Source organism: Vibrio aestuarianus (assembly GCF_012395185.1).
GTDB lineage: Bacteria > Pseudomonadota > Gammaproteobacteria > Enterobacterales > Vibrionaceae > Vibrio > Vibrio aestuarianus.
The window spans coordinates 97,405-111,055 of the sequence record NZ_JAAZTU010000010.1 but is presented as its reverse complement, the minus strand read 5'-3'; the positions used below and the strand labels follow the sequence as shown (position 1 = coordinate 111,055).

13 protein-coding genes are annotated in these 13,651 nt (G+C 41.4%); 3 read left to right on the top strand and 10 right to left on the bottom strand.

What is annotated here, in order from left to right; genetic code table 11:
* Window positions 1-8: 8 nt before the first annotated feature.
* Window positions 9-833 (bottom strand): DUF2797 domain-containing protein, encoded by an 825-nt coding sequence (locus HGG78_RS06975; RefSeq protein ID WP_172532417.1) that lies wholly within the window; start codon window positions 831-833, stop codon window positions 9-11.
* A 284-nt stretch (window positions 834-1,117) separates the two neighbouring features.
* Here HGG78_RS06975 and HGG78_RS06970 point away from each other — a divergent pair, with 284 nt between their 5' ends.
* Window positions 1,118-2,437: a GGDEF domain-containing protein gene (locus HGG78_RS06970; RefSeq protein WP_172532416.1), complete on the top strand. Its 1,320-nt coding sequence runs from the start codon at window positions 1,118-1,120 to the stop codon at window positions 2,435-2,437.
* On the opposite strand, the gene HGG78_RS06965 is transcribed toward HGG78_RS06970, so the two are convergent.
* From HGG78_RS06965 to HGG78_RS06955, 3 genes are all read right to left on the bottom strand, one after another.
* Entirely contained in the window at window positions 2,434-3,174 is a 741-nt protein-coding gene (locus tag HGG78_RS06965) for a SanA/YdcF family protein (protein ID WP_172532415.1), read from the bottom strand. The two genes, HGG78_RS06970 and HGG78_RS06965, sit on opposite strands and share 4 nt — an antisense overlap.
* On the bottom strand, window positions 3,147-3,470 hold the full coding sequence (locus HGG78_RS06960) for a DUF3392 domain-containing protein (RefSeq protein WP_172532414.1): 324 nt from the start codon (window positions 3,468-3,470) through the stop codon (window positions 3,147-3,149). The genes HGG78_RS06965 and HGG78_RS06960 overlap by 28 nt, the downstream gene beginning before the upstream one ends.
* A 179-nt stretch (window positions 3,471-3,649) precedes the next feature.
* A complete protein-coding gene (locus tag HGG78_RS06955) occupies window positions 3,650-5,338 on the bottom strand; it encodes an NAD-dependent malic enzyme (protein WP_172532413.1) in 1,689 nt (562 codons plus the stop codon).
* 187 nt (window positions 5,339-5,525) lie between these two features.
* Here HGG78_RS06955 and HGG78_RS06950 point away from each other — a divergent pair, with 187 nt between their 5' ends.
* Together HGG78_RS06950 and HGG78_RS06945 are read left to right on the top strand one after the other, a co-directional pair.
* Window positions 5,526-7,874 (top strand): helicase-related protein, encoded by a 2,349-nt coding sequence (locus HGG78_RS06950; protein ID WP_172532412.1) that lies wholly within the window; start codon window positions 5,526-5,528, stop codon window positions 7,872-7,874.
* A gap of 203 nt (window positions 7,875-8,077) precedes the next feature.
* A complete protein-coding gene (locus HGG78_RS06945; RefSeq protein WP_053309337.1) occupies window positions 8,078-8,455 on the top strand; it encodes a hypothetical protein in 378 nt (125 codons plus the stop codon).
* 66 nt (window positions 8,456-8,521) lie between these two features.
* Here HGG78_RS06945 and HGG78_RS06940 read toward each other — a convergent pair whose 3' ends face one another.
* The 6 genes from HGG78_RS06940 to HGG78_RS06915 form a co-directional block, all read right to left on the bottom strand.
* The gene (locus tag HGG78_RS06940; RefSeq protein ID WP_172532411.1) at window positions 8,522-9,625 is read right to left on the bottom strand and encodes a phosphoribosylaminoimidazolesuccinocarboxamide synthase; all 1,104 of its coding nucleotides are present in this window, start codon (window positions 9,623-9,625) and stop codon (window positions 8,522-8,524) included.
* A gap of 248 nt (window positions 9,626-9,873) precedes the next feature.
* The gene (locus HGG78_RS06935; protein WP_053309339.1) at window positions 9,874-10,272 is read right to left on the bottom strand and encodes a hypothetical protein; all 399 of its coding nucleotides are present in this window, start codon (window positions 10,270-10,272) and stop codon (window positions 9,874-9,876) included.
* 323 nt (window positions 10,273-10,595) lie between these two features.
* Window positions 10,596-10,778 carry a hypothetical protein gene (locus tag HGG78_RS06930; RefSeq protein WP_080996297.1) on the bottom strand — a complete coding sequence of 61 codons (183 nt, stop codon included), beginning with the start codon at window positions 10,776-10,778 and terminating at the stop codon, window positions 10,596-10,598.
* Between the two features lie 165 nt (window positions 10,779-10,943).
* Window positions 10,944-11,897, bottom strand: coding sequence for a J domain-containing protein (locus HGG78_RS06925; RefSeq protein ID WP_172532410.1), 954 nt, complete (start codon window positions 11,895-11,897; stop codon window positions 10,944-10,946).
* A gap of 131 nt (window positions 11,898-12,028) precedes the next feature.
* A complete protein-coding gene (locus HGG78_RS06920; RefSeq protein ID WP_053309341.1) occupies window positions 12,029-12,712 on the bottom strand; it encodes a DUF2786 domain-containing protein in 684 nt (227 codons plus the stop codon).
* 126 nt (window positions 12,713-12,838) lie between these two features.
* Window positions 12,839-13,528, bottom strand: coding sequence for a DUF3334 family protein (locus HGG78_RS06915; RefSeq protein ID WP_053309342.1), 690 nt, complete (start codon window positions 13,526-13,528; stop codon window positions 12,839-12,841).
* Window positions 13,529-13,651 lie beyond the last annotated feature (123 nt).

Genomic DNA, 13,651 nt, shown 5'->3' with positions numbered 1-13,651 from the left:
ACGCAAGGTTAGTTTGAAACCTCGACCTCATATGAGGTGAATTTACGAATATTGATTACGCCAGTGTCAAACAGCAAATATTGACCTTTGATGCCTTGTAAAATGCCTGATACGACCGGGTTTTTATCAAAATTGTGTGAGACAATTTTTTTCGGATGCTGCTCTACTGGGTATTTGATAGCAGTTATGTTCTCATCCAAAGTTTGGATCGCATCTTCACCAAATTGCACTTTAAGTTGCGCAATTTTGTCCTCAATCAGAGGACGTAACTGGGCAAATTTAGCTTCAAGCGTTATGGGCTCACCATCACCTTTCAGTAATTCACGCCAATTTGTTTTATCAGCAATATGTTTTGCAAGCTCTACCTCCATCAAACCGGAAAGATAACGCGTTTTCACTTTGAATATTGGTAACCCTTGTGTTGCACCTTGATCAATCCAACGTGTTGGAATTTGTGTGTGGCGGGTGATCCCTACTTTCAAACTAGAGGTATTAGAGAGGTAAACATAGTGGTCAACCATGCAGTTTTTGTCAGCCCATTCAGGTTCACGACATGTTCCTTGATCATAGTGACAGGTTTCAGGCTTCATGATGCACATATCGCAACTAGCGAGTTTTCTCATGCAGACAAAACAGTGCCCTTGAGAATAACTTTTCTTGGTTTTTTTACCGCATGAACAACAATAAATATTACCCGTGTGAGTGAGTGTTAATGACTGGCCGATGAATTGATTGAGGTCAATCAGTTCATCCCCTACCGGTAATTGATAAGAGACGTGATCATTGAGACTAGAATGTAATTTCTTCAGTGTACCTGTCGCTAAGAGAGACATGACATATACTCATTATTGTTAGTTTGAACCATTCTAACAGAAAAAGAGCTGCCTTTGGCGGGGGTGTGTTTAGACCGTGATTGATTTTATTTAAGCGTTGGCTAAATAAGTATTTATTGAAGTTGGTCGTAAAATGGAATGATAAAAGTCAATTAAACATAGAAATTTTGGCACCAATGTATTAAAAACAAGACATTGTTACTGTTTTTTCATTGGGCAAAAAAAGTAAAGACAATGTTTAACCTTCAAGGAGTGAAGGTTAAACATTGTTAGGGGGTAATTACATGACGGCTTTCCCCAGATTTCTGGTCGGATTGATGCTCTTAACGGTCATTATAGTAGTGACATATCTTGCTATTGGTGATCAAAAGGTACTAAAAATCACACCCTCTCAATACTCTTTTCATCCAACAAATGATCAGTTTGATGGGGGGCTATCGACATCTGAGCTAAGTCTTCAAAATGGGCAAGCACATCTTAGTTGTGATTTGTTACCAAGTAACTACCAGTGGCCTTATTGTGGGATTTCTATTCACGCTAATGATGATCCTCGGGTCGGTTTGGATTTGTCTGATTATCACACCGTTAGGTTGAGTATTGATTTTACGTACAGTCAATCAGCCTCTCCTCCTGCGATACGTTTTTATCTGCGAAATTTTAATCATGAATATTCAACCATTGAGAATGAATATACACATAAATACAATGGGTTAGAGTTCTCGCTTGGGGATAAAAGTGAGATTGAAATTCCGATGGCAAACCTTCAAGTCATGACGTGGTGGTTGGTGGATAACCGCATTGGTATTGAACATTCTGCACCCGAATTTAGTAATGTGAATAAAATTGAGTTTGCTACAGGGTCTGGAAGTGAACTCGGCCATTATGAGATGCACGTCAATAGTGTGGAGTTTATCGGCGCTTATGTTAACGGCGAGCATCTATTTCTATTTTTATTGAGCTTTTGGATGTTGGTTGGTTTATCTATTTCACTCAATGAGATGCGAAAAAGTCGGCATGAGGCCCAACTTGCACTACAGCGCCAAGAGCATTTAAAAATTATTAACCGTACACTTCGTTCTCAAAATATTAAGTTTGCCGAAATGGCCCATCGCGACTCTTTGACCGGTGCGTTAAACCGCAATGGGATTCGAGAGTGGTTAAATGAGTACGCACACAAGGTGCGTTGGTCTGATACTCAATTTTGTATGTTGTACATCGATATTGACCATTTTAAACGTGTCAATGATAGCTATGGCCACACGACCGGAGACGATATTTTGCGAGAGTTTGCCATGGTAACAATGAGTATTCTTCCGGAAAAAGATCGCTTAGTTCGGTGGGGTGGGGAAGAATTTATTGTATTTTGCGTTGACACTTCGCTCCAAGAAGCTTGTGCTAGAGCTGAAAAATTAAGGCGCAGAGTTGAAGCACACCTTTGGGTTCATGGTGATAAGTTAACGTGCAGTATTGGTGTTGCTATGATGGGGGACGAACGTATCACTGAAATGATTGCCAGAGCTGATGATGCTTTGTATCAAGCAAAAAACAAAGGGCGTAATCGTGTTGAGATTAACTACGGGCTTGTACAACGAGAAGCGAGTTAGTTGCGTTTTTCAGCGTGAGAATCATCAATCATGATCGGTTCTTTAGGCCCCAGAAACCTCGGCTGTGTATGGATGATATAGAGGTCCAAGAAGGCTTTTGTTCGAGCAAAAACCTCGCGTAACCTCACTTTAAAACCAGAGCTATTGGTCGGGCCAGACACGGCTAAACATTGGGCGTTAATGTTATGGTGGTTCGCAATGAATAGCGCGCGCTCACAATGAAATTGCTGAGAAATGATTAAGAAGTTATCGGTTTCAAAAATACGCTTCGCTCGTATGATGGAATCTAAGGTTCGAAAACCAGCATAGTCCAAGTAGATACTTTCAGTTGGAACTCCCGCTCGTAATAAGTCACGTTTCATTGTCCAGGGTTCATTGTATGAACGGTGGGCATTGTCGCCACTCAGTAAGAAGTTTTTAACTTTTCCTTGATCATAGAGAGAAATAGCCGCCTCTACGCGGTGGGTATAATATTCATTGAGTATTTTCCCCAAATATTTGCTGGTTCCAAGTACAACCGCGACTTGGAACTCACCAACTTGCGACTGGTCAGTCAAAATTTGCTCAGACGCTTGCCAGCTTACCCAGCGATCGATACCAACAACGCCTACACATAGCAAAATCAATAAAACAGATGCATAACGAAGTGGTTTGGAAAGATATTTTTTCCAAAAATTCTGGAGTTTATGTGAGAGGGAAGAGTTTAACACTAAATTTGACGGTTCCTTTGCGCCCATATTCCGATAACAGTAAAAGATAACATAACAATGCTAAACATCATGCCTTGTTCTAACTTTGAAAGTGTCTGAGCAAGGTAAGGGCTTGCTTTGATAATGATCAAACCGTAACCAAAGGCGTTAATCAATATAAATGCCAATGTACGTACAACAAAGTGCTGATTGCGCATTAATCGACGCATAAAAGCGTTGATATCCGAGCCTAGCATCACCAATAAACAGGCGATGAAGGCTGTAGAAATCTCACCCAGATAGGGAGCAATATAGTGCCCTGCAGGGGCCAAAAAATTCATCATATTGATTCACAAATAAAGCCGCTAGCGTTTTGCTCGGCAGTGCGTTTCCCTTACTCATTGAAGTTGTAGCGAGGCATGTTGCGCTTGCTAACCCCAATCACAGCGTTGATTTAGTGATTGGGGCAGTAGTTTACTTGTCGCTAACCTGCAATTGGATAATACAACGGATTGCTTATCAGTTAGAACGCTGTGCGTTTATAACGGCGATAGGTCGGTTGCCAGAAATGCTGCTCGATGGCACTTTCTAATACATCGTCAGAGATTTCAAGAGCAACACCCTGTTCAATTGCCTTTTTAGCGACAGCGAAAGCGATTTTTTTAGAAACTGAGTGGATCGCTTCTAGTGGTGGAAGCAATGCGCCGTGGCCGTTTAGTGCCAGTGGTGAGCACAAGGCTAGTGCACGACTGGATTCCATCAGCATTTCATCGGTGACGCGGCTAGCGTTAACCGCTAGCACGCCTAAGCCGATGCCTGGGAAGATGTAGCTATTATTGCACTGCGCAATCGGGTAGGTTTTACCATTGTGCTGAACAGGATCAAACGGACTGCCAGTAGCAACTAAGGCTTCGCCATTTGTCCAACGAATAATGTCGTTCGGTGTCGCTTCTACGCGACTGGTTGGGTTGGACAATGGGAAAATGATCGGACGTGGGCAATGCTTGTGCATTTCAGTGATCACTTCTTCACTGAACAAACCAGGGGCACCAGAGACGCCAACCAAAACGGTTGGTTTACCATTACGCATTACATCGTGAAGTGAGAAGCCGCTGCCTTCAGTCACCCAATCTTGTGTATTGGTATTTTTTTGCACTAGACGTTGTTGGAAGTCGAGTAAGTTAGGCATCCCTTCCTGTAATAGACCCCAGCGATCCACCATGTAAACTTGAGAGCGCGCTTGTGCATCAGAAATGCCTTCAGAAACCATTTGTGCGATGATCGCTTCAGCAATACCACAACCAGCAGAACCTGCGCCTAAGAAGGCGATACGTTGTTCTGATAGCTGACTGCCTGCCGCTTTACAAGCTGCCAATAATGAACCGACGGTAACTGCAGCGGTGCCTTGGATATCATCATTGAAACAACAAATGCGGTTTTTATAACGTTCAAGCAGCGGCATGGCATTTTTCTGTGCAAAATCTTCGAATTGGATCAAAGCATCAGGCCAACGACGTTGTACCGCTTGAATGAATTCCTCCACAAAAGCGTCATATTCTACACCAGTAATTCGCGGATGACGCCACCCCATGTACATAGGATCTGCAAGTCGTTGCGGGTTGTTGGTGCCAGCATCAAGAACAATCGGCAGTGTGTAAGCTGGGCTAATACCGCCACATGCGGTATAAAGTGCCAGTTTGCCGATCGGAATTCCCATGCCGCCAATGCCTTGGTCACCTAAACCTAGAATGCGTTCACCATCGGTCACCACGATGACTTTCACGTTATGGTTAGCGGCATTATTTAATAAGTCATCAATACGATCTCTATTTGGAAATGAGATGAACAAACCGCGTCCACGGCGATAAATATTCGAGAAATTTTCACATGCGGCACCCACCGTTGGTGTATAGATGATAGGCATCATTTCAGTAATGTGATTTTGTACCAAACGGTAGAAAAGTGTCTCATTGGTATCTTGGATATTGCGTAGGTAGATATGCTTGTCCATATCACTTTCGAAGCTACAGTACTGCTGATAGGCACGTACCACCTGTTCTTGAATGGTTTCCGTTGTTTCAGGAAGCAGCCCTTCTAAATTGAACGATCTGCGCTCTGACGCACTAAATGCACTGCCTTTATTGAGCAGTGGGGTACTGAGTAGAGCAGGGCCAGCATAGGGTATATAAAGAGGGCGTTTGTCGTTATTCATTGTAAGCCTATTATAGGGTGGAGAGGAAACTCGAAAATGATAACGGTTTACTCATGATATTGTAAATAGATGGGCCATGATACATAACGCAGAATACTGAACTAAAGGGGACAAAACGTTATCTTGCACCTACTTCAAGTTGTTTGAGTATATAATCCTCTACAAATGTCTTCAGACTCTTATTTACATGCAATTTTTACCTATTGATACGCTTGAAACGTCATTCAAATCAGAGCTACTTGTTCAGCATTTAGTCGTTGAAGCAGAAACGGGGTCAGGGAAGTCGACTCGCTTACCTTTGTGGTCATTACATTTGGGCAGAGTACTAGTGATTGAACCAAGACGTATCGCTTGTACCTCGTTGGCAAGTTTTCTGGCCAATGAACGTAATGAACCTGTAGGTAAAACGATAGGTTATGCGATCAAGTTAGAGCAGTATTTCGATGCCAAAACACAAGTTGTATTCGTAACACCTGGTGTGGCTTTACGTTGGTTTGCTGAAAATAAATTGCATGATTTCAAGGTGGTCATGGTTGATGAATTTCATGAACGCCGCTGGGATACCGATCTATTAGTGGCATTGCTCAATCAGCAGCAAACACATCGTATCGTTTTAACTTCAGCAACGATTGAGGGAGATAAGCTGGCACGTTATATTCGTGGTAAGCGGTTAGTGGCGCAAGGTCGAAAGTTTAATGTGGCTGTTAACTACCGTGCCAATGACAGCCGCCAGCTTCCAGATGCAAGACATTTAGAGCAGCGAGTGAAGGCGGAGGTCGTTAGTGCTTATGGAGCAACTCAAGGTGATATCCTAGTTTTTCTCCCTGGTCGTAAAGAAATTCAGCAATGCCAACAGGCATTATCTAACATCGAAGATTTACTGGTGCTGCCACTTCATGCGGCGGTGTCAGAGCATGAACGTGAGCTTGCATTAACGATCCAACCGCAACAAAAAGTCATTCTTGCTACCAATGTAGCGGAAACCTCACTCACTATTCCTAATGTGACAGTTGTTATTGATAGTGGCTTAGAGCGCAGAACTGAGCAACGCAATGGTCGTACCACTTTAAGTTTAAAGCATATTTCTAAAGCTAGTGCCAATCAGCGCTCGGGACGGGCAGGGCGTGTGATGGATGGAACCGCGGTGCGGCTATATGGTCAACATGCCGCACTTGCTAATGTCACGCCACCAGAGCTACAACGCGAGGAATTGGTTGAAGCTATGCTTGCGAGCGCGAGTTGTGGTTATCCGTTGTCGAGATTAACATTTCTAGAGCCGTTGCCAGAAAAAGCACTAAAGAGTGCACTGACTATATTGCGCCAGATGGACGCCATTGATGAAGATGGCCAAGTTACAGAGCATGGCTTACAACTCGCGCCACTTCCTATTGACAGCTTATATGCCGATTTAGTCACGCGAATGCCTTCAAAAGCATTGAAAGAAGCGATGGTTGATTTAACCGCTGCCCTTTCGGTCTCTGCTTCACTCTATTCGTTATCCAGTAATGAGGAAGCATTAGATTCCTTAGTACAGCAAGAACCTTGTCAGTGCGATGGGCAATTATTGATCCGAATAGTTCGTGGAGAAACTTTTAGCGGGGTAACGGTTGATCAACAGGTTCTTAAGGAAGCAAAGGGACTTTCAGCACAAATGAGAGCAATCTTCGTGTTGCCCCACCTAGACGTTGCCTCCCGTTATCAAAGATCTAGTTTGGCAAAAGAAATCGCTCGTTTACACCCTGAACTCGTTTTTGTTCGTCGAGAAAAACGTCGAGATGCGCTTGGTAATGGCCAAATGGAAGTTATGCCAGCAAGAAACAGCCGTTTTAGCCAAGAGTGTCAAGCAGCATTGGTATTAGACCAACACAGTTTGGCCGGGCGAGGCGTTAAGCAAACGCTGACCTTAGCGACAGTAATGATGCCAATTGATCTGGCGATAATTGATGAACTTAATTTGGGAGAGTGGCAGCAAGATGATGTTATTTATGAGAATGGCAAACTCAATACTCGTTTGAATCTGATCTACGCGGGACGCAAAATTGTAAGTCGACAGGTTGAAGCTTGTGGTGAGTTTGCCATTATCCCCTTAGTTGAAGCGGTTAAAAATGGCGATATTCTACCGGGTTTAGCTCAGACTCGGATGACAGAGATTGCGCATTGGCGCTTATATGTTGAGCTTGGTTTGGATGAAACAAAGACTTCCCACCACAACATGACTTTTGATCGTTGGTTTAAAGATCAGCTTAAAACATTAGAAGTTAGCAGCTTAGAAGATCTATCGATATTTGATGTCGACGATTTTGAGTTTGATGGTATTCCATATTGGCAGTATGAGGATTTTGCTAATACTTACCCCTTTGAGCTTTATCTAGGTGATCTTAACTTAAGCGTTGAATACCATGTTGCTAAGAAGCTCATTTATCTTGTGTATAAAAGTGGTTTACGAAAAGGTGATCCTAAACGTTGGGAGTTACCAAGATGGCAAGGCTTTAGAATTCAATATAAAAAAGCGAGTCGTATTGTCGATATAAGGTGATGTTTTCCTTCACTGTTTGAAATATTAATCAATCAGGCACATATGTCGTAAAGTCTGTTTGTGTTTTGTTACATAACTGATTTTTATATAGCTATTTCGCGGGAAGTTTGGGCATAAAAGACGATTTTTTTATATCCTATTGCTATATAGATAATCTTATATGATATTGAGTACAGTATGCTGCTAATTTGTCGGAGGACAAAATGAATACACAAGAAATAAATCGTGCCGTGTTCGATTACACGACATTTCTTGGTGCTTCGTGTAATAAAAAATGGACTTTTATTGAAGCGATGACGTCATTTGCGCCGATCTTTGGGATGATGTGGAAAGACAGCATTAAAGAATTATCGACTCCAGAAGATCGCTTGTGGGAAATGGCGCTAAAATCGTTGTCACCACGTCGTAGTGATGAATCTAATCTCATTTCATTAGTGAAACTTGCGAAGCTAGAAGGGATCGATGAGCTAACTTTAGTGATGCCATATCCATTAGACTCGGAGCAGATTCAGGCGATTGAGAGTAAAAGCAAAACACTCATTCGAACGACCAAACCAGATGAGTTTGTCATTACGCTATAGATAGTATATGTCTACATATAATAACGGGGCGTATAGCCCCGTTGTCTTAAATACCAGCCTATCGACCTAGTTAATTAAGCCATATTGCGTACTTAAAATATCAATGATCTCTTGTTTTGGATTTTTGCTAAGTTCGACAGGGCGACCAATGATCTTTTCCGCAATTCCTAAGTATGTTTTTGAAATGTCCATCAGTGCTTCCAAAGGTAAAGCATTATCACGAGCGAGTGCCTCACGCTCAGTCATTCTTTCTTTATTAAGTAAGATATCGGGATCAGGAAAATAGTTAAGTAAGAATTGGCGGAAACCTTCTTTGGAATTTTCAACGATTTCCCCATGCTGGTAAGCATTATTATCCCAAATACGAGATGAATCTGGCGTACCGACTTCATCCATATAAATCAGCTTTTCAACACCGTTGGTATCAGCCACGTAACCAAACTCAAATTTAGTATCAACGAATATTTGATCCACCTTTGTAAGTGCTTGACTTATAACGCCAAAACCTTCCTTCAGTAGTTTCTCATAAAGTGCAATATCGTCAGCGCTGTTGAAGTTGAAGGCAGAAAAATTTTCTTCAATGTTGCGGCGGGTTATGTTTACATCGTCAGCTTCAGGTACGCCCGGTATGCCTTTTAAAATGCCTTTTGTTGATGGTGTAATTAGCATTTCAGGTAGGGCTTTATCTTTTTGTAGCCCTTCCGGAAGCTGAATACCACAGAATTCACGCTCGCCTTTCTCATACGCACGCCACATTGAACCAGTAATGTATTGGCGGCAAATAGCCTCAATTTTTACTGGTTTGGCTTTTTGAACAATCCACACGAAAGGGTGAGGGATATCTAGGATATGGCTATCAGCTAAGCCATTATCTTTAAACAATTTAAACCAATGGTTTGATATCGCATTCAATGCTGCACCTTTACCGGGAACACCTTTGATGTCACCTTCAGCGTGCCAAATACAATCAAAGGCCGATATTCTGTCGCTAATGACCATAATTGCCAAAGGGGCATCTGGTGCGACGTTGTATCCTTTTTCTTGAATTAAACGGCGGCTGTCTTCTGCCGTTAGCCAATAAACGGAGCGGACTTTACCACTGTGAACAGGTTGGTGAGTGCGAATTGGGAGGTCGTCATTGACGGCAAGAACTTGATCAGCGAGGCTCATTTAGACATTCCTATCTTTTTCAAACGTCATACAGAGAAGATATCTCTAGCATAAAGCAGGTATGGATATCGATTAACTGTGCGCATCATACCAGAACTATTGCTCGCTGCCAGATAAATAGCAATCGTTTGCTTTGTATCTGGCTACTTTATTGGATTTTGAGTTTATAGAAAGAAATAAAGGAGAAAAATAATGAAAAAACCTTCCCAGAGGGAAGGCAAAAGACAGTGTATAAACGTTGATCTTAATTAATGGAATTGTGGATGTCTGCCTTCAACGAAAAACACTTCACATTGATGTTCTGCCGCCAACTGTTTCAATAATGCTTGGTTAACCGTTTCGATGCCGTTTGAGGCGATAACGGCGCTAGCATTACCTGATCGAATTGCTTTAATCACAATCTCTAACTCAGATAGAGATTGAGAAGGTTTCATATGAATTACTCTATCGCAATGTATGTTAAAGGAAGCAAATTGTTGGTATTGAGGACGAGGGCATTCAGCGGTAAATAATATCCACTGTTGTTGCTGTTGAGACAGTCCAGCCAATGTTGACATCATGTTCTCTACAGTACCCTTTTGCGGACGTGAAGAAGTATACCGATGATGTCTAACTAGAGTGTGTGATCTAAAATTTGCTTGAAACATAACACTGTCCTTTTACACATGCTGTATGTGTATACAGTATTTTAAGAGGTTGGTTTGATCAAGTTATTTTTGTTGTTTTTATCAGCAAAAAAGATCGATTTAATTATAGTTTTTGTTTTAATTTATTGATTTAGTTTGAGTTTTTTGAAAACTTCGTCTGTTTAAAAAAACAACGACATTACAGGTTTTGTGATCTAGATAGACTAAGGATGACCGTAGTAATACCTGTATATCCATCAGTTACGCGGGATTGAAGTTCGATAGCTTACGTGGATAAATCAAAAAAGCGCCAAAAGGCGCCTTTCTGTCGAACATATATGACTTTACTGTGAAAGTGACTGTCGTTCTCTTACTGCTTGTTCTGCAATATTAAATTGTCTTACGTCCATTCTTGCAAACTCATTACAGTTTTCACATGAGTTGTGCGATTTCCCATCAATATAGTTGTGTTTAGTTAGTAGCTTTGGTTGTTTACACCAATCGCAGATACCTTCAATCGTAAACATTTTATCTCCCCACCTAGACTATTTAGGTGCAATTCTCACGCGAGATTATCCCATATTAAAAACAGATAAGTTAACTATTTGTTACTAAAATTGAGATGGAGATCGATTGCATTACCTTTATTTTATTAGGGTGAAGGTTAGCTATGAAACATCCAGAAATGAAATTTACTTTTTATTAACACTGCACAAGATGATTTTTAACGCAGCATTCAAACGTTTCATTTCATCTTGAGAACCTTTTAGATCAGGATGATAGATTTTTGAAAGTTGTTTATAACGGAGCTTAATGGCTTTTTCATCGGGAAGAGCCGAGGGTTTGAATCCAAATAGCGTACATGCCAGCAACAGTTTTTGATCTTGCGATTGGTTTGCATGCAGCTGTTGCAGTCTTTTGAGTTCTCTAAATAGGGTTTCTAATTGTCTCTTTTGTTGTTTGATGACGAAAGCTTGGGACTGATTGTCTTTTTGTAATTTATTGTTTGTTTGATTCTTATTTTCGCGGTGTCTTTTAATCAAAAATCGACAGATGTACCAAGTGACTAAGCAGATGATCGCTAGCACAATCAATGATAAGTAATCAGTCATGATGTCGGCTTGCGGTTTTGTTGTTGATGCTGAACTTATTGATGCTTCTTCTTCAGAAGTGGTGGTGAATGCACTGTTTAGTTGTTCAATAGAAGAAATTTGTTTGGCTCGTTGTTTATTAAATTTTTCCTCGAGCACTCGAGCATAACCTTCTTCAGCTTGAGTATTTTCGGCTGCCGCAGCATGGTACCAAATTTCTGAAAGTTCAAGTGGCGATGGGGATGATGGCAGTGTTTCATACAGCTGAGCAAGTCGCAGTTGAGCATCAATGTTGCCAGTGGTTGCCAGATCGGTTAGCCAGAAAATAGCTTGGGAGGTACTTTGGGTCGTTCCTAAACCTTTGAGATAGGCATCGGCCAATTTGAGTTTAGCCTGAGGGTGATCATTATGCGCCGCTTGTTGATACCAATAAAAAGCATTGTCCAGATTTTTCACAACACCATTGCCTTGTTGGTAACTCAAGGCTAACTGATATTGTGCATTCGGGTTCTGCTGCTGTGCTTGAGCGGTCAGTTCTGTCAATGAATCAGCCATAACAAATGAAGAGATTAATAGGCATAAACTCAGGACAAATCTCAAATTATCACCTTCAAGTTACGGTTTATGGCTATACACACTTTAGTTGAATTGCATCAGATAAACAGAACATCAACAAGTATTTCTGATTATTTGAGTCTCTTGGGGACTGGAGCGCCATCTATAGGGCGACTCACCGATATCTTGCGACCTTTTTTGAGCCCCGTTTCGTAGTCTGCGGTGATATTTTTCATCGCATCTCTAAGTTGCTGTTTGAAGGTTTCGCGATCAATGTTCTTGAATTCTTTGTCGATGTAATTATTGATTTTATTATTCGATTCATCATCAGCGGTAATGGTTGGCAGCTTTTCGAGAGCTCCTTCTATCCAACCCGATACAAACGAATTGACGCGACGAGTGACCTCTGTGTTAGACGTGCCACTGCCTGCAAAACTATTTCTAAATTGACCTGTGTGCTCATTCATTTCACGATAAATGATGTCAAAAGCAAAAGCGGCAAAAATAGCGCGATCAGCCTCACCAATAAACTCGACACGCTTAAGACCTTTATGGTTCAGCAGTACCGCTTCAACGCCAAACTTGGTGTTAATACCACGAATGACACGTAGCAATGAAGAGCCAATAGAAGTAGGCAATAAGTGAGTGGATTGGGTTTTGCCCATCTTGATAAATTCAATATCATCTTTATCAAGTCCATACTTGAGCATGAGGCGGTGAGCCATTTTGATGGCATTAGCCGCTTCATTCACATTAGCGGAATTACCAAGCTCAAGGCATTTAGCGATTTTCTTTAAGGCTTTTTGTTTATCCATCAATTTGCAAATACAGTGCTTCAACTTTTAGAAAAGTTCGGCATTTTAGCGGTTTTAAGTAGGAAGTGAAAGCCAAGCAGAAGTCGCTGCCTAGTTTTAGGCAGCGAGAGTAGCGATTAAAGGGCGTTAAATCCCCAGTTCATCAAGTAAGTCAGTGGTAATATCTGTATTACTATTTTGTTGTTCGTCGCGTTTTGCTTTCTCTGAAAGTTTTTGTTGAGTCGCTTCTAAAATGGAATCAGGGCTTTCATCTTCTTGGATCTCAAACTCTTCAAGTTGGATAAACTCTGTTTTATCCATCGCTAACTCAAGATAGAAAATATTGTTATTTTCTGTCGAGAAGGTTACTCGGCGGGCTTGAGGTCGGTCTAAATTCGTATCAACAGACAAAATAACCTGTTTATTTAACGACAGCATTTTGGGTTGGTTTTGAGTGATGTTAGTTTGCAGTTCTTTACGGATTTTGTTGGTGAAATCACCCACGAGTTGGTTCATCAATTCACCAAGCACGTCACCCACTTCATCGGAAGTGTGTAATACCGCAAGTTCTTCCTCTGGCATCCCCATATTGCGCATATAGCTGGTGTATATTTCTAATGCTGCTTTAGCTGTAAAGTTAATCACCACCAGTCCAGAGAACCCCCCATCAAACAGTACAAAACAACCGAAATCGGGCTTTAGTGATGTCTTGTTGATTTTTTGCACCATGGCTGAGTAGGCGACATTGGTTGCTGTCGCTGAGCTGAGTACGCCCGATACAGATTGGCAAAGTTTCAACAAGATGTCTTCGGTCGTAACAATTTTATTTTTTTTCATTCTTATATCCGTAATGTGCAATGGCTTAAAAAAGGCTGATATTGAATCCAATAAGAAAAATGCAACCCATAGATCCATTCTTGCATTGAGATTCTGATTTGATCACCTTTTTAAATGTTGTAA

Bases quoted from the DNA above. Each gene is read 5' to 3' on its own strand.
- HGG78_RS06975 (WP_172532417.1), bottom strand. From the start codon at position 833: ATGTCTCTCTTAGCGACAGGTACACTGAAGAAATTACATTCTAGTCTC.
- HGG78_RS06970 (WP_172532416.1), top strand. From the start codon at position 1,118: ATGACGGCTTTCCCCAGATTTCTGGTCGGATTGATGCTCTTAACGGTC.
- HGG78_RS06965 (WP_172532415.1), bottom strand. From the start codon at position 3,174: ATGGGCGCAAAGGAACCGTCAAATTTAGTGTTAAACTCTTCCCTCTCA.
- HGG78_RS06960 (WP_172532414.1), bottom strand. From the start codon at position 3,470: ATGATGAATTTTTTGGCCCCTGCAGGGCACTATATTGCTCCCTATCTG.
- HGG78_RS06955 (WP_172532413.1), bottom strand. From the start codon at position 5,338: ATGAATAACGACAAACGCCCTCTTTATATACCCTATGCTGGCCCTGCT.
- HGG78_RS06950 (WP_172532412.1), top strand. From the start codon at position 5,526: ATGCAATTTTTACCTATTGATACGCTTGAAACGTCATTCAAATCAGAG.
- HGG78_RS06945 (WP_053309337.1), top strand. From the start codon at position 8,078: ATGAATACACAAGAAATAAATCGTGCCGTGTTCGATTACACGACATTT.
- HGG78_RS06940 (WP_172532411.1), bottom strand. From the start codon at position 9,625: ATGAGCCTCGCTGATCAAGTTCTTGCCGTCAATGACGACCTCCCAATT.
- HGG78_RS06935 (WP_053309339.1), bottom strand. From the start codon at position 10,272: ATGTTTCAAGCAAATTTTAGATCACACACTCTAGTTAGACATCATCGG.
- HGG78_RS06930 (WP_080996297.1), bottom strand. From the start codon at position 10,778: ATGTTTACGATTGAAGGTATCTGCGATTGGTGTAAACAACCAAAGCTA.
- HGG78_RS06925 (WP_172532410.1), bottom strand. From the start codon at position 11,897: ATGGCTGATTCATTGACAGAACTGACCGCTCAAGCACAGCAGCAGAAC.
- HGG78_RS06920 (WP_053309341.1), bottom strand. From the start codon at position 12,712: ATGGATAAACAAAAAGCCTTAAAGAAAATCGCTAAATGCCTTGAGCTT.
- HGG78_RS06915 (WP_053309342.1), bottom strand. From the start codon at position 13,528: ATGAAAAAAAATAAAATTGTTACGACCGAAGACATCTTGTTGAAACTT.